17 protein-coding genes are annotated in these 18,205 nt (G+C 41.6%); 6 read left to right on the top strand and 11 right to left on the bottom strand.

Annotated features, from left to right (window positions below; translation table 11 throughout):
• The first annotated feature begins 132 nt into the window (after nucleotides 1-132).
• From rpmB to AC3CAU_RS08835, 3 genes are all read left to right on the top strand, one after another.
• Complete coding sequence (rpmB, locus tag AC3CAU_RS08845; RefSeq protein WP_053578814.1) at nucleotides 133-369, top strand: 50S ribosomal protein L28; 237 nt, start codon at nucleotides 133-135, stop codon at nucleotides 367-369.
• A gap of 12 nt (nucleotides 370-381) precedes the next feature.
• Entirely contained in the window at nucleotides 382-537 is a 156-nt protein-coding gene (rpmG, locus tag AC3CAU_RS08840) for a 50S ribosomal protein L33 (RefSeq protein ID WP_001205031.1), read from the top strand.
• Between the two features lie 138 nt (nucleotides 538-675).
• Complete coding sequence (locus AC3CAU_RS08835; RefSeq protein WP_447053978.1) at nucleotides 676-2,394, top strand: cation:proton antiporter; 1,719 nt, start codon at nucleotides 676-678, stop codon at nucleotides 2,392-2,394.
• A gap of 59 nt (nucleotides 2,395-2,453) precedes the next feature.
• Here AC3CAU_RS08835 and AC3CAU_RS08830 read toward each other — a convergent pair whose 3' ends face one another.
• The 11 genes from AC3CAU_RS08830 to AC3CAU_RS08780 form a co-directional block, all read right to left on the bottom strand.
• Entirely contained in the window at nucleotides 2,454-2,732 is a 279-nt protein-coding gene (locus AC3CAU_RS08830; protein ID WP_131216263.1) for a hypothetical protein, read from the bottom strand.
• Nucleotides 2,733-2,836: 104 nt separating this feature from the next.
• Complete coding sequence (locus tag AC3CAU_RS08825) at nucleotides 2,837-3,340, bottom strand: DUF6586 family protein (protein ID WP_131216264.1); 504 nt, start codon at nucleotides 3,338-3,340, stop codon at nucleotides 2,837-2,839.
• Nucleotides 3,341-3,472: 132 nt separating this feature from the next.
• Nucleotides 3,473-3,745, bottom strand: a complete 273-nt coding sequence (locus AC3CAU_RS08820; RefSeq protein ID WP_447053977.1) for an RNA recognition motif domain-containing protein — start codon at nucleotides 3,743-3,745, stop codon at nucleotides 3,473-3,475.
• Between the two features lie 97 nt (nucleotides 3,746-3,842).
• On the bottom strand, nucleotides 3,843-5,834 hold the full coding sequence (locus tag AC3CAU_RS08815; RefSeq protein WP_447053976.1) for an ATP-dependent helicase: 1,992 nt from the start codon (nucleotides 5,832-5,834) through the stop codon (nucleotides 3,843-3,845).
• Between the two features lie 333 nt (nucleotides 5,835-6,167).
• Nucleotides 6,168-7,313: a glycerate kinase family protein gene (locus AC3CAU_RS08810; protein WP_447053975.1), complete on the bottom strand. Its 1,146-nt coding sequence runs from the start codon at nucleotides 7,311-7,313 to the stop codon at nucleotides 6,168-6,170.
• A gap of 79 nt (nucleotides 7,314-7,392) precedes the next feature.
• Nucleotides 7,393-7,965 carry an HdeD family acid-resistance protein gene (locus tag AC3CAU_RS08805; protein WP_447053974.1) on the bottom strand — a complete coding sequence of 191 codons (573 nt, stop codon included), beginning with the start codon at nucleotides 7,963-7,965 and terminating at the stop codon, nucleotides 7,393-7,395.
• Between the two features lie 136 nt (nucleotides 7,966-8,101).
• On the bottom strand, nucleotides 8,102-8,860 hold the full coding sequence (locus AC3CAU_RS08800) for a hypothetical protein (protein ID WP_447053973.1): 759 nt from the start codon (nucleotides 8,858-8,860) through the stop codon (nucleotides 8,102-8,104).
• 347 nt (nucleotides 8,861-9,207) lie between these two features.
• Nucleotides 9,208-11,847 (bottom strand): type I DNA topoisomerase, encoded by a 2,640-nt coding sequence (gene topA / locus AC3CAU_RS08795; RefSeq protein WP_424621882.1) that lies wholly within the window; start codon nucleotides 11,845-11,847, stop codon nucleotides 9,208-9,210.
• 35 nt (nucleotides 11,848-11,882) lie between these two features.
• Nucleotides 11,883-12,332, bottom strand: a complete 450-nt coding sequence (locus AC3CAU_RS08790; protein ID WP_131216272.1) for an ammonium transporter — start codon at nucleotides 12,330-12,332, stop codon at nucleotides 11,883-11,885.
• A 71-nt stretch (nucleotides 12,333-12,403) separates the two neighbouring features.
• Complete coding sequence (locus AC3CAU_RS08785; RefSeq protein ID WP_131216371.1) at nucleotides 12,404-13,402, bottom strand: hypothetical protein; 999 nt, start codon at nucleotides 13,400-13,402, stop codon at nucleotides 12,404-12,406.
• A 98-nt stretch (nucleotides 13,403-13,500) separates the two neighbouring features.
• The gene (locus AC3CAU_RS08780) at nucleotides 13,501-13,746 is read right to left on the bottom strand and encodes a SlyX family protein (RefSeq protein WP_131216273.1); all 246 of its coding nucleotides are present in this window, start codon (nucleotides 13,744-13,746) and stop codon (nucleotides 13,501-13,503) included.
• Between the two features lie 33 nt (nucleotides 13,747-13,779).
• Here AC3CAU_RS08780 and AC3CAU_RS08775 point away from each other — a divergent pair, with 33 nt between their 5' ends.
• The 3 genes from AC3CAU_RS08775 (at nucleotide 13,780) to AC3CAU_RS08765 (ending at nucleotide 17,869) form a co-directional block, all read left to right on the top strand.
• A complete protein-coding gene (locus tag AC3CAU_RS08775) occupies nucleotides 13,780-15,687 on the top strand; it encodes an ATP-binding cassette domain-containing protein (protein ID WP_131216274.1) in 1,908 nt (635 codons plus the stop codon).
• A 106-nt stretch (nucleotides 15,688-15,793) separates the two neighbouring features.
• Entirely contained in the window at nucleotides 15,794-16,729 is a 936-nt protein-coding gene (lpxL, locus tag AC3CAU_RS08770) for an LpxL/LpxP family Kdo(2)-lipid IV(A) lauroyl/palmitoleoyl acyltransferase (RefSeq protein ID WP_447053972.1), read from the top strand.
• 39 nt (nucleotides 16,730-16,768) lie between these two features.
• Nucleotides 16,769-17,869 carry a glycosyltransferase family 4 protein gene (locus AC3CAU_RS08765; RefSeq protein ID WP_131216276.1) on the top strand — a complete coding sequence of 367 codons (1,101 nt, stop codon included), beginning with the start codon at nucleotides 16,769-16,771 and terminating at the stop codon, nucleotides 17,867-17,869.
• Nucleotides 17,870-18,205: the final 336 nt, after the last annotated feature.

Genomic DNA, 18,205 nt, shown 5'->3' with positions numbered 1-18,205 from the left:
CATGCCGGGTTTTTATTAAATTCGCTTGTCTTTTAAGCGCATTTTTGGTATAAAACGCCCCTTGAATGATTTCATCCGTTTACTTTTAATGACTAGCCGCACAATCGGTGCTGTCTAGCAATGGAGTTCACCATGTCTAAGGTTTGCCAAGTTACCGGCAAGCGTCCAGTCGTTGGCAACAACGTCTCGCACGCCAATAACAAAACCAAACGCCGGTTCGAGCCGAACCTGCATCACCACCGTTTCTGGTTAGAAACCGAAAAACGTTTCGTACGTCTTCGTTTAACCACTAAAGGTATGCGTATTATCGACAAATTGGGTATTGAAAAGGTTGTTGCTGACCTTCGTGCTCAAGGTCAAAAGATCTAAGGAGTTCGAACCATGCGTGATAAAATTCGTCTAGTTTCTTCAGCTGGTACAGGTTATTTCTATACTACGACTAAGAACAAACGTACTATGCCGGAAAAAATGGAAATCAAAAAATTTGATCCAAAAATCCGTCAACACGTGATTTTCAAAGAAGCTAAAATTAAATAATTTTGCCTTCTTAAAAAAACGACCTTTTAGGTCGTTTTTTTTGCATTTTTTTTATCCGACTTGATACACTTTAGCTACTTTTTTTGGCACCACTTGTGCTTTTGTATTTTACCCTTAACTAGGCTTAAGGAGTTTTTAGTGCCTCATGACGTAGATCTCATTATATTATTAGCAGTTGGCTTTGGACTGGCGCTTATTTTTGGCTATATTGCGGCTCGTATACGCCTCCCCCCTCTGATCGGCTATTTAATTGCCGGTATCCTTATTAGTCCGAACACGCCCGGTGTGGTCGGAGATATTCAACTTGCGAATCAACTGGCTGAACTTGGGGTAATGTTCCTCATGTTTGGTGTCGGAATGCATTTTTCCTTAAGTGATTTAATGCAGGTGCGTCGAATTGCTTTACCGGGTGCTATTTTACAAATTGCTGTCGCGACCTTATTAGGTATAGGCGTTTCCATGATGTGGGGCTGGAGTTTTGGTTCTGCACTGGTGTTTGGTTTAAGTCTTTCTTGTGCCAGCACAGTGGTTTTACTTAAAGCTTTAGGTGACCGCGGTTTACTGAATTCCGTAAATGGTAAAATTGCCGTGGGTTGGCTGCTGGTTGAAGACCTGGTCATGGTGCTGGTCTTGGTTTTATTGCCTGCCACGGCAGTTTTACTTGGTGGTACACCCATTGCCGGAACAGATCCAAATGCAAACATCTGGCTCACTTTAGGTGTGACTCTACTTAAAGTTACAGGCTTCATTGCCTTTATGTTGATTGTCGGTAAACGTTTAGTTCCTTGGATCATGCAAATGGTCGCACGCTTGGGTTCGCGTGAACTGTTTACTTTAACCGTTGTTGCAGCTGCGGTTTCAATTGCCTTTGGTGCCTATAAAGTTTTTGGCGTTTCAATGGCACTGGGTGCATTCTTTGCCGGTATGGTGGTCAAAGAATCCGACTTTAGTCACCGGGCCGAAGAAGAAACTTTACCCTTACGTGAAATTTTCTCGATTTTATTCTTTGTTTCTGTCGGTATGTTGTTCGATCCACGCATTCTGATTGAGCAACCCTTACATGTACTTGCTGTAATTGGCATTATCATGATTGGCAAGACTATTGCAGCGATGGCTTTGGTTTTATTCTTCCGTTATCCGATTAACACTGCGTTAACCGTCGGGGCTAGCCTTGCACAAATTGGCGAGTTTTCTTTTATTCTGGCGACTTTGGGTCTCTCACTCAATTTACTCTCTATAGAGGGACAAAACCTGATTCTGGCAGGTGCGCTTATTTCAATTACACTTAATTCATTTATATTCTCTGCTATTGAACCCGTGCAAAACTGGATTCGTGAACGCTCGCATCTGGCGCGTTTGCTGGAACGAAGCGGTGATCCTCTTTCCATGCTGCCTGACGAAGTATCTCAAGAGTATTTACGTGATCAAGTAGTGCTGGTAGGCCATGGTGAAGTCGGTCGTCGTATTACCAAAGAATTAATGGCGCAAAATATTAAGGTGGTCATTGCCGAAGAAAACCGTGAAATTGTAGAAAGATTGCGACAAAAAGGGATTGCAGCGGTTTCCGGTCATGCCACCGAACCGAGTGTATTAATTCAAGCGCATATTCAACATGCGCGGCTCTTAGTTCTATCCCCAATGGATATTTTAGATATTCATAAAATTGTCGATATTGCCAAAACACTGAATCCTCAAATTCAGGTTCTAGTCTGTGCAGAAAGCAAGGAAGAAGCTGAAGTGATTCGGCGTGACAATATTGGTGAAGTCTATTTTGCCAAAGAGGAAATGGCGAAGAATATGACCAATCATATTCTCAATCAGATCCAGATTGCTCATCATCAAGAACCGACGCATTAATCTGGCATCGTAAAAAAACGCACTCATGAGTGCGTTTTTTAGCTTGCTTCGATGAACGATCAGCTCAAATACTTCGGTTGCTCATCTACAATTTCTGCCTGCCATTCATTGACTTGCTTTTCCATCATGGCGAATAAAGCAGCTTGCACCATATGTTGTGCAATTTCAGGCATTTGATCACCTAATAATGACTTTACTTCATCATTAAACTGAATTTTAACCAAGGGTTCTTTTTGAGAGCCTGCATTGCGTAATGCCAACTCACCACCTTCAAGTTGAACCAATTCTAAAATAGCTTCTTGATTACCAAATAATTCTTTCAATTGTTCTATAGACATAGTTCCTCCATGTTCAACATGGTGGCAAAGGCGTTTGCACTTTGCATTACATAGACTATTTATATCGGGTCGATGCTAAAAACTTCAAGAGCAGATAAAAAAGATTAAAACTCAACCATCTCATTACGAAAGCCGTCAATCAGCTGAGTTAAATCACGATGCCATTCACGTATAATTTTGGTGTCTGGCAGCCAGGCCTGAGGCGTTTGCGTCACTTTAATAATTAGATTTGAAGATGTCTCACTCTCAGGTTCTGGCGCACTCGGTTCTGGCGCATACTGGCACATACGATAAGCACGCTTCAATTCTGCAATAAAACCTTGTTTTGCCAATTGCTGCATCACGTTTACTTCAGGAGACACTTGCCCCTTTTCTGCCATGCCGTCTTCAATCGACTTGAGTGTCGGCATAAAGTCATTTAAGCGATAGTAACGTACTAATTCCTGTAAAAATGCCAAGACTGCACCATGTAAATGGAATACAGCAGCTTCACGATGTGCCTGTACCTGTTGAATATGATCGGTTTGCTCAGCTTGCTGACATGAAAGTCGTGCAAAATACAGTTTTTGATTGGTACGATCAGCATGGAAACGAGCAACACGGGACATAGCGATATTCCTAAATTTTGGCGTTTGTTACATGCTTAAGCTTAAACTTTATTTTAGTCAATTCACAATAAAAATTATGCCTGATCCCTTACATTTCTTTTATTTATAAAAAAGGAGCTTTCGCTCCTTTAATTATTTATCTTCAGCTTTACTTGCCGCTTCAGGCTTATCTTCAGCCTGTTTTACACGAATACCATGTCCGTGCAAACGAAGGGTATTTAAGCCCTTAATTGCTTTGATCGCCTCACGAGCATGTGGCATGTCAATAAAAGCGAAACCTTTCGATTTACCTGTCGTCGCATCAAGCACCAACTTGCATGACTCAACTGTGCCAAAATCTTGAAATAGCTTCAATAATTCAGCTTCTGTTACTGTACGTTCTAAACTACGAACTAAAATTTTCATCTTACAACCTTAAAATAGGCAAAATCATCAAAAAGCACTCGCCTACTCGACTTTTTGAACTTCGCAATAAAAAACAGAATGACGCAATTGTGATAGTTTAATCGAGATCAATGCCAAAATCTAAATTAATCGACTGTCGTTCAATTAAAGCACTTTTTACGGTTTGCTGGCGTTGTTTGTAATGGGTTTCGCTAATACACAAATTTCGGCTTAATTCATTCAGAAAATAGCTTTCAATCTTACGCCCTTGATCATCGACCTGATCACGCGCCCATAAATTCAGATTCTGCTTGGTTAAAATCAATTCATTTTTGGCTCGGGTTAAGGCCACATACAACACACGGCGTTCTTCTTCGACGTCATCGAAATTACCCTGTGCCCTTGCATGCGGATACTGTCCTGCAGAGACATTCGCTACATAACAGACTTTCTGCTCTGTCCCTTTAGCAGAATGGATGGTGATAAGTGTGACCACATCATCCTGTGACTGACGCTCAATTTCACTGATCGACACGGGATCGAGCACATATTCCTCCAAAAACTCACTCAGTTGATCGTGTTTAGAGGCGAGTTGCTTTACTAAATCAAAATCGCCTAAACGTTTTGACCAGTCTTTTTTAGCGTAATTTTCTTCAAGCTGATCTTTTAACGCTTCAATACCCAGCGATACACAAGCCTGCACATGATCTTTCAACACCAGCATTTGTTTCATGATCAGCAAAGTATTGTCTGGAATACGGCCAAATTGTTCTAACTTTTCAAAAATACGGTCGGTCTCAGACTCAAGCAATAACTGTTGAGCCAGTTTACTTGCCCCGACATCACCCACACCATTCCACAGCGTCAGGAAGCGCATCCAGGCAATATCATCCAAAGGATTGGCAATCACACGCAATAGGCTCAGCAAATCTTTTACATGCGCAGTCTCGAGCAATTTCATACCGCCAATAAAACGGTAAGGTACATTGGCCTGAATAAAAGCCGCTTCAATATGGCGCGCGGCAAAACTTGAACGAACCAGCACCATGTGTTCATGCCATGCCGAACCTTGCAGCAAATGACGCTCTTTAATGTCGATGGCAATCCATTTTGCTTCATCAAACTCATTCGGGAAAATATGCATGCGCGGTTTGATGCCCTCACCGCGATAAGCCTCCAAATGCTTGTCATATTGAATTGGACTCTGATCGAGCAACCAGTTGGATAGATCTAGAATTTCTTGCGTAGAACGGTAATTTTTTTCCAGTTTAAAAATCTGTGCATCGGACACACGCTCTTTAAAATGATGAATATTTTCAAAGTCCGCACCGCGGAAACCATAAATGGATTGTGCATCATCACCGACACAGAACAGGCGGGTTTTATCTTTGAGGGGGTCAAGTAAAGCCCATTGCAAAGGATTGGTATCCTGCATTTCATCCACCAGCATGTGCTGACAGATCGATGAAACATAATCCACCAAGCCTTCTGATTGTGTCAGAGCTGAAGCCACCACGGCCAAGATATCGTCATAATCCAGAAAGCTACGTGCCTGTTTTCGGGCTTCATACTCTTTCATGATTTCAGCAATTTGATCTTTATATTCCAGAAATTCTGGCATTTGCTTTTCTAGCGCCAGACTTAATTTTTGCCGCGTATTTCGTGCAAAAGAATAGAGGTCACATAATTCTTTCGGCTTTGGCAGGGCATTTGGATTTTTCTTATCATCTTTGCCCCGAATCAGGCGAAACATCATTAACTGATCATCACGGTCGATAATCGAGAATTGTTCCAAGCCAAACGCTTTCGGAATGCGGCGCAGCAAGTACATACAGAAGGTATGAAAGGTTGATGCTCGAAGCCCTTTGGCCTGTTCACCTAAAGCCAGTTCTACACGTGCCACAATTTCACTGGCTGAACGACGGGTAAAGGTCAGAATCTGGATTTGATTGGCAGGCACACCTTGATCAATCAGATAAGCTGCACGCGCCACAATGGTTTTGGTCTTGCCACAGCCTGCGCCTGCAAGTACCAAACTGTGCTTAGATTCGGTGGTTGCAGCTTGCTTTTGTTGAGGGTTTAATTCATCAATCAGGGTGGCTAAACTCATGGTGTCTCATCGTGTTCGGTAGACGAATAGTTTAACAGAGCTCTCCATAGAAAACTTGATGAGCAAACATGACGATATATTTTCAGCGCAATGCAGAACCGCTTTGTTGCTATCACGACTCATCTAAATTCACGACTAGGACGGCATGGATGCCGTCAGTTGGATTGGGGTATAGGGAAGTACCCTCAATCCAACAAAGGATTTTTGTTACTTTTCATCCATGAAAAGTAAATGTGCCTACCCCAAAACTGATGCTAAAGCTATTCATTCGAGGCCGTGAATATATGTAGATTATTATCCAGTTTATTATTTAATATGAACCTCATAAAAAAATTAAGAATCTTTTTCCAAGAAGTTGCTTAGAACCTCAACTACCGCATCCTCTAAATGTCTTTCTGCATTTTGCATTGCATCTTCTAAATCAAAATTAGGTGGATTAATCCCTATAATTTGACTAAAGCCCAAGTCATATAATTCATCTATACCATCGCCAACTAGACCCGAAAAAGCAATCACAGGCTTATTGAGTCTCTTCGCGACCTGCGCCACACCAAACGGCGTTTTGCCAAACTTAGTCTGAAAATCAATTTTACCCTCACCGGTAAATACATACTCTGCCTGAGCAATTTTCTCTGCCAACTGAGTTTGTTCAATGACAATTTCGACACCTGAATGAATACTTGCACCTGCAAATGCCATTAAACCAAAACCTAATCCCCCCGCAGCACCTGCACCTGGGATATTTTGTTTGCTGAGTTTTAAAGCTGATTCAACCACCTCGGCAAAATGTGAAAGATTTTGATCAAGCTGTTGTACCATTTGAGGCGTGGCCCCTTTCTGTGGCCCAAAAATATACGATGCGCCATTTACTCCACATAAAGGATTATTCACATCACTGGCAATCATGATTTCTACTTTTTTTAAACGCTTATCCAAACTTGCAGTATCAATTATTCTGATTTGATCAAGTTGCCCGCCACCTACTGCAACCTGAATATTATTGTCATCTAAAAATTTTACCCCTAAAGCTTGTGCCATACCTGCACCGGCATCATTATTAACACTCCCGCCCAAACCGATAATGATTTTAGAAACGCCTAAATCCAGTGCTGCTTTGATCATCTCTCCTGTGCCCAAAGTGGTGGTGAGCAAAGAATTACGCTGAGCAGGTTCAATCAGATGAATGCCATTAGCTTTCGCCATCTCAATGACTGCTGTTTTGCCTTCATTCAGCAATCCAAAATAAGTTTTTACTTTCTGTGCAGGCAAAGGTCCTGTCACTTCACATAAAATTTTTTGCCCATTTAAAGCTGAAATCAAGGCATCGACTGTCCCTTCACCCCCATCTGCCATAGGAACCGAAATGCAAATTGCATCTGGACATACCTTTTCAATACCACGTTGCATTGCCTGACAAGCTTGTTCAGCAGTCATGCTTTCTTTGAAGGAATCGGGAGCGAGAACAAAAGTTTTAGGCATGATCTTCAAAAAATGAAATGAATAAATCTTTTATACAATAAAAAAGAGCGCATATAGCGCTCTTTTGTCAAATTGTGCTTTATATATCAGCAGAACTTTTGGGCACATCGTGTTTGATATAAGAAGCTAAAGTGAGATAATTAATCCCTTGGAATAAAATATCCACGGCAAGAAATAAACCCAATACCCAGAATGGTGCATCAGGTGACATCAAAATGAGAATCCCTGTCACCAAGGTTAAAATGCCTGAGAATAGTGTCCAGCCCCATCCTTGATATGTCTTAAAGATCACAGCACTAAAGATACGAATTACACCCGCAATAATCAAAACGATGGCTAAAAGATTGGTCAGGACAATTGCAGTTTTTACTGGCGTAGTAAATGCATAATAGCCTGCCACCAAATAAAGCAAGCCGAACAATGCCCACAACCAACGATATCCTCCATCAAAGATTTTAAATGCTGCAATGAAGTGTAGAACGCCGCCAATCATCATCAGTATTCCAAACAGGAAAACCACCGACAAAGTTGCAAACGGTAAAGATGCCAGCAACACCATTCCGAATAGGATCAGCAGAATGCCCAAACCTAAATACCATTTCCGATTTTCATGCAGTTGATGTCGAACTAAATCATTTCCTACTGTTTTCATGTTTCTTCTCAAGTCTTTTGATGAGGAACAAATTTATTTTTCAAGCTTTTAAAACTGATTTCTATTAGAAATATGCGACATTTTTACCCACATCAACAAGCTCAACTGTGGATAAATCAGGCATTATCTACAGCTTTTATTTTTTCCAACCCAGTTCAAGCGCACTAATTTCATTGATTAATGTCTGTTGCAAAGTGTCCGGCATCTTACTTTTGTCGCTTGACACAGGAATATGTCCTGCCATTAACTCTGCTTTGGCTTGGGGAAATAAAGGCTGTTGATTTGGATAAGCATAACCCACCGGATACAACGGTTGTCCTGTAGTCAAATCATATTTATCACTCGCACCGAAAGCATGGAGTAATTCATGTACCAGTACAATTTTATTTTGTTGCGACTGTTTTTTAGAGGCAAATAAATTGACTGAACCAATCCGGCCTTTTTGTAAGGCTGTAGAATGCTTTAATTCTTTGCTGTGCTTTGGATCATAATAATTTAAAAATAACGTCACACTGGGTGAGCCATCTTTGCTTTCATGCTGTTTCCAGGCATAAAAACGGAACTTTAAACTCCATAGAATAGTATCCAGCATATTTGCATGCTCAGGTACTTTTGGAGGCATTTTTTTGAGTTCGCGTCCCATTTGAAAATACAGAGAGATAGGTTGTCCACGGTATTGTGCCGACATATATTTGAGATATTCTTGTGCAGCAGTTAACTCAGACAAATTCAAAGATTGAATATAGTTTTGGGTAGCAACCTGTCCGTCTGCATTGATGGGATGCAGCATGACAATAATGGGTTTAGACCAATCCTGGTTTTGGTCACGGTAAGCGTTGACTGCCACGATGAATAAAATGATGAGTAAACACAGTACCCGAATTTTTTTCCACATTAGTTTTTCTCATTATTAAGCAATAACATTTTCAAAATCCATCCAAAAATTGGATACACAAAAAGTCATCCGCAACTGTCCGAGGCAGACTGCATTATTATAGATAATGTTTCTGCGAATTTTTAGATAAAATAAGGAATCTGACGAGTTTTACGGATGACACATGCCTTTCTTGCGAACTCAAAATATATTTTGAGGCTTCTCATTTGGGCGAAACGAAAGTAACAGATGGGCTCCAAGCATTAAATTGAATGCCGAAAAGACTCCGCTGAACTACGTAATATCAACAAATAAAAAATGCCGACTTTCGTCAGCATTTTTTTACTTCTTATTTTCACTTCTTAAAATTAGGCTTCAACCCATTTTCCATCTTGGTAAACAAGGCTCCACTTGGTTTGTTTGCCTTCAGCATTTTCAGAACCAATATATTGTACTTGATTCTTACGACTGAATTTCACCAATGCTGGATTACCTTCAGGGTCTGTATCTGGTGCTTGTAAAATAAACTGGTATTTCGGGTCAAGCTGTTCAGCCACAGAACGTAGTTCAGCGACTTTCGGTGCACGCGTTTCACGAACTTTCGGGAATTTACTGGCTGCCAGGAATAAGCCTGCTGCACCATCACGAAGGACAAAGAAGTCATCGTGTTTGGTTGAACGTAAATGTTCCATTCGGATTGGATCGACACGCGGAGGTGCAGGCTGGCCACTCTTTAATACTTTACGCGTATTGTCACAGCTGGTACATGCAAAGTAAGGTCCAAAACGACCGGTCTTAAGTTGCATTTCACCATCACATTTGTCACATGGAATGGTTGGACCATCGTATCCTTTAATCTTGAACTCGCCTTCTTCAAGCTCAAAACCGGCACAATCTGGATTATTACCACAGACATGCAGTTTGCGCCCGCCATCAATCACATAACTGTCCATTGCCGTTTCACAAATTGGGCAACGTTTTTTCGACATGAGATCAGCTGTTTCTGCTGTATCATCGTCAGACAAGGCCGCAAGTGACTCAACCGGAGTCAGGTTCAAGGTTCCCTTGCAACGCTCTTTTGGCGGCAAGTTATAACCTGAACACCCCAAGAACACGCCTGTGGTACCGGTACGAATCTGCATTGGACGGGAACATTCAGGACAATGTACTGCTTCAACTTCAACAGGCTGATTACGACGCATGCCGTTTTCACCCTGTGCTGTGGTTAAGCGGTTTTTAAAGTCACCGTAGAAGTTATCCAGTAATTCCTTCCAGTTGCGCTGTCCGTCAGCCACTTTATCGAGCTGACCTTCAAGATCTGCGGTAAAAGCATAATTCATCAGATTGTTAAAGTTTTCATCGAGACGATCCGTCACGATTTCACCCATCTTCTCAGCATATAGACGACGATTGTCGAGCTTTACATAACCACGATCTTGAATGGTTGAAATAATTGCTGCATAAGTTGATGGACGACCGATGCCTTTTTTCTCTAGTTCTTTAACCAATGAAGCTTCGGTAAAACGAGCCGGTGGCTTAGTGAAATGTTGAGAGGGATCAAGCTTCTCAAGTTGGAGAATTTCCCCCACTTTAACTGCCGGTAACAAAATATCATCATCGGCTTTGTTGGCACCGCGGACTTTGGTAAAACCGTCAAAAACTAAAGTACGACCTTTGGCTTTAAGTTCCACCCCATTGGCATCAACTAAAATGGTTGAAGACAGGTATTCTGCCGATGTCATCTGACAGGCAACAAACTGACGCCAGATCAGATCATACAAGCGCTGTGCATCACGATCGACACCGACCAACTGATCACCTTTCAGGGCCACATTTGAAGGACGAATTGCTTCATGGGCTTCTTGCGCGCCTGCTTTATTACCATAACGGTTGGGCTTGGCAGGTAAGTACTTTTCTCCGAACTCAAGTTCAATGTGATTACGAACCATATTGACTGCATCATCACTTAAGAAGGTTGAGTCAGTACGCATATAGGTAATAAAACCTGCTTCATATAGACGCTGCGCCATCGTCATGGTTTTCTTCACAGAGAAACCTAAACGTGTGCTTGCTGCCTGTTGCAAGGTCGAGGTGATATAAGGTGCGCTTGGATTAACCTTGGTCGGCTTATCTTCACGCGTCGACACTTTATATTCGGCATTATTCAAGACTTTTAATAAAGCATCCGTTTGTGCCTTATTTTGCAGTTTTAAGGTTTTTCCGCCTTGTTTCACTGCTTCCAGACGAATGTCATCGCTTGAAGATTTGGTATCTGCAAACACTTGCCAGTATTCTTCAGGAATAAAAGCGCGAATCTCACGTTCGCGTTCCACCACCAGTTTTACGGCAACTGATTGCACACGACCTGCCGATAAACCGCGGGCAATTTTTTCCCACAGCAATGGCGAAATCATAAAGCCCACCACACGGTCCAAGAAACGGCGTGCTTGCTGGGCATTGACCTTATCAATATCTAAACGTGAAGGCTGTTTAAAAGCTTCCTGAATCGCATTTTTGGTAATTTCGTTAAAGACTACACGTTGATAACGTGAATCATCGCCACCAATCACTTCTTTTAAATGCCAGGCAATGGCTTCCCCTTCACGGTCCATATCCGTTGCAAGATAGATTTCATCGACTTGTGATGCCAGCTTTTTCAGTTCAGCAACGACATGTTCCTTACCCGGAAGCACTTCATAGTGAGCTTTCCAATCATGTTCAGGATCGACGCCCATACGATTAACCAACGCTGATTGGGCTTTTTCAGCTTTTTGCTCATCGGTCAGTTTGGCACGTGATACAGGTTTTTTTTCTGTACTTTTAGAACCACCAGTCGGTAAATCACGGACATGACCAACGGATGATTTCACAATATAATCCGAACCTAGGTATTTATTGATTGTTTTCGCTTTTGCAGGCGACTCCACAATCACTAAGGCACGCTTTTTCGCAGCACTCGGTGATTTTGCTGTGGTGCTTTTGGATGTAGACCGAGGAGCGTTCGCCATAGTTAACCGTTAATCCTGTTTGTTTCGTATATAAATTAAATTTCAGCTAAAGACTGTAAATAGGTTTTGATGTCATCTAACTGTGTCGCTCGAAGGTCAGATTCTTCTTCCCAATAGAGTCCTACACAGTTTGCCTGCATATCAATAGCATAAATGCCCTTTAATGCAATGGGCAAATCGTTAAACTTATCATCACCCTGCACAATTTTTAGCTTTTGATCTTCAACACGCGCACGCATTAAAGGCAGGCGAGCATCTGGAATCAGTATGCTGTAATAAGCCACCATACTGGCACGGCTTTCTGTTGCCATAGGAATTTTGGTCCAATCGGGAGCGGCCACTAAACGTGGGTGCAGCCCCATTTTGCGTGCCTTCTCACGCATTATCCCTAATGCTTTTTCTCGCGGACTAACGCGAAGACCCAAAATTGAGCCCAAAACAAATACAATAATGAAGCCAATGACCCAAATACCGGTATTTTCCATAGTACAACCTTGTCTGTTCCTTTATTAGAGTTGCATAAGCTGAATATAAAACGCAAGTTACAACGATGAAATTAATTCAAGAACATCTCGTGACTATACAGCACTTCACTGCCATTCCAGTAGATATATCCCTTTTCAATCAACTCTTTAAGCAATAATCTGACATCCGATTTCGGAAACATTTGCTCCAGCAAATCACGTAAAGCATAAATATCTTTAGGTTTATCCGATTTTAATTCACGCAATTTACGCGCAACAATGACCTGCACCGGATCAATTTTAGAGAAGTTTTTAAATAAATCTTTTTGTGCCTGATGAATGGGATTTGACTGCTTCGGCTCTTCATCTACAGGAAGTTCTGTTTGTAGTTGAGCAAAAATTGGGGAAATGTTGTCTGCTGTTTCTAAAGGCATTGCTTGCTCTAAATTAAGTTCCGCCCATTGTTTCAACAGTTTTTTACGGAAGTTAATTTGCTCATCATAACGTTTCACAATTTTTAGATTGATCAGTAAAGCAATCAGCTGCTGAGCCTGATCACTTTCAATTTGCAAAATATTACTGATCGAGTTTTTAAGTTTCTCAATCGAGTTAGGTTTACCCTTCATTTTACCCAAAACATCACAATATTTTTTGATCAATAACAACTCTGGTTTTTGCTTAATCGTTTCAACACTTGGAAGTTTATATTTTGAATTTAAAGAAGAGCTTTCTGGCTGAATTTGAATCCAGTGACAGTTCATGTCTGAGGATTGCATCATTTCAAGCAGAATTTCACTGCTTGGCATGGCAGAAATGACTTCAATCGTCGTTTCAGGGTCTAACAATGCAATCAATTGTCCAACTACAACTGCATATTCAAATTCTTTTTGATCGATTTCTGCGGTTTCTAAAATCACCACTTGTCCACTACTGACCCAACTTGAAAACTCGGTTAAATCTTCAAGTGAGTATTCAAACTTTCCTTGGCAGTTAAATAAGTAAATTACAGCGTAGTGTTGAATAATCTTACGCAGCAATTGAGCGCTCGGCATATTATTTTCAAGATCAAGAAGAACGACTTTGTTGGACATAATCTCAATAGACAAGTAAGTAGACTTTGAGCCCGCATTAGAGCGAGCCTGAATAAAAAGGTCAAATCAATTCAGCAAAAAGACCAATAAATATTGACTCAATAATGCGGTGGTCGATTGGTCATTGGATCAAAATTGGCAATTCCATCGGATAAATCGGAAGACTCAATGCGTTGATACAAAAACTGCATTTGTTTTTTCAAATCAGCTATTTCGGCATGTTGCAGAGACACCTGCTCATTTAATTGTTCAACTAAATCATCTAAAAATGTAATTCGCACTTGCAAATCTTCTATGGGTGCGGAAAATGACGCCTGATCATTAAGATTTTTTTGTTTAGTCATTTTAAGTCCTCATTTTGGATTTCAGGAAACAGTATGGCCTATATTACGTTAAGGGATGTCCAACTCGCGTTTGGCGGACCTTCCCTGCTCGACGGCGCGAACTTCAATTTGGAACGCGGTGAACGAGTGTGTTTGATTGGCCGTAACGGTGAAGGTAAGTCTACTTTACTTAAACTCATTGAGGGAAGTTTACTGCCGGATCGTGGTGAAGTTTCTATACAAAATGGCATCACCATTTCCATGCTGGCTCAAGATGTACCCATGGATTCCGGTAAAGTTGCTGATATTGTAGCTGATGGTGCAGGGGAAGCTGCTACAGTCCTCAGAGCTTATCATGAAGCCAGTGACGCATGTGTCTTGGGCGATATGGACGCCTGTGACCGCATGGGTGAACTCCAGCACAAACTTGATCAAGTAGATGGTTGGGCTTTAGAAACTAAAGTAAATTCTATTTTAAGCAAGATGGGGTTAGACCCAGATGCTGATTTAGCCGATTTATCGGGGGGTCGTAAACGTCGTGTGCTATTGGCACGCGCATTGCTGACCCAACCGGATGTACTTTTACTTGACGAACCAACCAACCACTTGGACGTTGAAAGTATTGAATGGTTAGAAAAATTCCTCCTCGATCAGAATAATTTAACTTTATTATTTATTTCACATGACCGTTCATTTGTCGACAGCATTGCCACGCGTATTGTTGAACTTGATCGCGGTACTTTGCGCAGCTATGAAGGCAACTACACACGTTACCTTGACCTTAAAGCACAGCAAATGGAAGCGGAAGAAAAGCAAAATGCGTTGTTCGATAAACGTTTAGCTGAAGAAGAAGTCTGGATTCGTCAAGGCATTAAAGCCCGCCGTACCCGTAACGAAGGTCGTGTTCGTGCGCTGAAAGATTTACGTGAAGAATCAAAAGCGCGTCGCTCGCAACAGGGCAAAGTCAGCATGGCAACGCAAGATGCCAATCGCTCTGGTAAGCTTGTCTTTGATATTGAACACTTAAGTGTTGCTTTCGGCAATCAGGAACTGATCATCAAAGATTTCTCTGCTTTGGTACTTCGGGGTGATCGTATTGGGTTGGTCGGTGATAACGGTGTCGGTAAAACCACCTTAATCAAAGCCATTTTGGGTGAGCTTGAGCATGGCGGCACAGTAAAAACCGGTACCCAGCTTGAAGTCGCTTATTTCGATCAATTGCGTAATGCACTTGATCTGGAGAAATCGGTTAAAGACAACGTGTCTGAAGGTTCGGACTTTGTTGATGTTAACGGCGGTCGTCGTCATATCTACAGTTATCTTCAGGATTTCCTGTTCTCTCCTGAACGTGCTCGTACGCCAGTCAAAGCATTGTCGGGTGGTGAACGTAACCGGATTCTGCTGGCAAAACTACTCCTTAAACCATCGAATTTAATTGTTATGGATGAGCCAACCAATGACTTGGATATGGTGACCCTAGAGCTATTAGAAGAAATGTTGGGAGGATATACCGGTACATTACTTTTAATTTCGCATGACCGTGCATTTATGGACAATGTAGTCACGTCAACTTGGGTATTTGATGGTAAAGGTCATATCGACGAATACATCGGCGGTTATCAGGATTATCTGGAACAACGTCCTGATCAAACTGCTGTAGATCAAAAAAGTGATGTGAAAAAAGCCTTGGCAAAAGCCGAAGCAGCGGCTGCCGCAGCAGCACCTAAAAAAGTAAAACTCAGCTATAAAGACCAGCGTGCTTTAGAGCAGTTACCCGCTGAAATGGAAGCACTTGAGAAAGAACAAGCCCACATCAATGCACAACTTGCCGATGGTTCTTTATTTACTTCAGATGCTGATCAAGCGATGAAACTTTCTAATCGCCTGACGGAAATTGACGAGCAATTGCTTGAAAAATTAGAACGTTGGGAAGAATTAGACAATCTTAGTAAAGGCGAGTAATTTAGCCGCGTTATAAAAGCACCTGTAAAGTATTTTGCAGGTGCTTTTTTATTTAAAAAATAACTTCATGTTAAACTGCAGATAATTTTTGGTATAAACAGTCATTATGAGTAAAAAGCCAGACTACAAACCGGGCGAGTTTCAATGGTCTTTCCTGCTGCCTCAATACTGGGGCATTTGGATTGGAATCATCTTTTTAATGATTCTGGCAATTTTACCGTGGGCCATTCAACACCGTTTAGCCACCTTTATTGGCAATCTGGCGTTCAACAAACTGAAATCTCGCCGTAAAACTACAGTACGTAATCTGGAAGTCTGTTTTCCTGAATGGACACCTGAACAGGTACAAGTGCATGCACGTCAGGTTTTTGTGGACCAAATGATTGGGATTTTTGAAACCTTAAATGCCTGGTATTGTCCACAATGGTTTAAAGGGCGTGTCACTATTGAAGGCTTAGAACATCTGCAAAAAGCACAAGCCGAAGGCAAAGGAGTTTTATTGCTAGGCACACATTCAACATTATTGGATGCCGGTGGTTATTTATGTGCCCAGTATTTTGAACCAGATGTGGTTTACCGTCCGCAGAATAATCCACTGCTGGATATGCTGATCTACCGCTGTCGAGCCACTATTTACACCCACCAAATTGATCATGATGATATGCGTGGTTTAATTCGTCATTTAAAAAATGGGCGTGCCATTTGGTACAGTCCCGACCAAGATTACGGTCTAAAACAAGGCGTGATGGCACCCTTTTTTGGTACACCTGCTGCAACGATGACCGCACATCGTCGTTTGATTAAAATGACCAAAGCTGCTGCAATTCCACTGTATTTTTATCGGGCTGGTGATATTGCTAATCCACAATATAAAGTACTGATTGAAGCTGCCGTAGAAAATCTGCCGAGCGAAGATGAAGTTGATGATGCGACGCGTGTTAATAAGATTATTGAAAATCAGCTACGTATCGCACCCACTCAATATATGTGGTTTCACCGCCGCTTTAAAACTCGCCCTGAAGGCTATGACGAGATTTATTAATCAATTCCCCCACCCTTTAAAATAATGAAGATAATACCGATGAAAATTATGCAGCTTCTTCCTGAATTGAACAGTGGTGGTGTTGAACGTGGCACACTAGAAATTGCACGTGCGCTTATTGCAGATGGTCACGAATCTTTGGTGGTTTCAAATGGTGGACGTTTGGTCGCACAACTTGAAGCAGAAGGTTCACAGCATCTCAGTTTAGCCATTCATAAAAAATCATTATCCAGTCTTTGGCAAATACGCCCTTTGCGTAAACTGATTGAGCAACATCAACCAGACATCGTACATGTTCGTTCACGTGTCCCTGCATGGCTAACTCATTTTGCATTAAAAGGCATCCCGGCAGATAAACGCCCACATCTCATTTCAACGGTACATGGTTTTTATTCAACCAATCGTTATAGTGCCATTATGACGCAAGCTGAAAAAGTCATTGCTGTCTCGGACAGCGTGGTGCAATACATTACCGAGCATTATAAAAACTGTCCGCCTGAAAATATTGTGCGCATTTATCGCGGTATTTCACCGCAAGAGTTTCCTCACGGCTATCAACCTTCTGCACAATGGATTAATCAAACCTTTAAAGATTTCCCTCAACTGGAAAATAAGTTTTTAGTTTGTCTTCCTGGACGGATTACTCGCTTAAAAGGTCATGAAACCTTGATTGATTTGATGGGCAAGCTCGTGCAGCAGTACCCTCATGTACATGCTGTAGTGGTGGGTGGCGCAGATGCGAAAAAACAGGCTTATTTGGAAGAATTAGAAAACAGCATTCAAGCCCAGGATCTAAGAGAAAAAATCACTTTTGTTGGACATCGTTCTGACATTCGAGAGTGGCTAGCATTCAGCGATGTGGTGCTTTCGCTGTCCAATCAGGCCGAAACATTTGGCCGTACGGCATTAGAAGCATTATCGGTGGGAACACCCGTAATTGGCTGGAATCGTGGCGGTGTCGCAGAGATTTTATCGAAGATTTATCCGCAAGGTTTAATTGATGTTGATGATCAATCTGCACTATTAAATGCAGTCAAGCAACATATTGATCAGCCTCAAGCAGTAAAACCTGTTGAAATGTTTAGTCTAAAAGAGATGTGTGATCAAACCATTGCTTTGTATAAACAGGTTTTGAAATAAACCCAAGTTTCTTTCTCCCAGCTGCTTTTAATCTCTTTGTTAAAGATAAAAGGAAAATTGGGAGATACCAATAAATGCGGAAATACACCACTCGATGTCCATCAGAGATTATATTTCCCAGACGAATAAGTACTCCATCTCGTCTGGCTGTAACCAGACTATACGAATGATGTAATGCTGCCATCAGCTGAACTGACTTTTGCGCTCATGACCAATGATTTACTGGATAAATTTTTAAGACTTCTGCTTCAGCAACCTGATCATGTGTGGATATTTTAAAAGTCATAGCACAGTTATAGAGATGTACAGCATCACATGTTAAATCAGTAAAGTTAA

The organism is Acinetobacter sp. GG23 (assembly GCF_057766365.1).
This window is presented reverse-complemented; position numbering and strand designations above follow the sequence as displayed.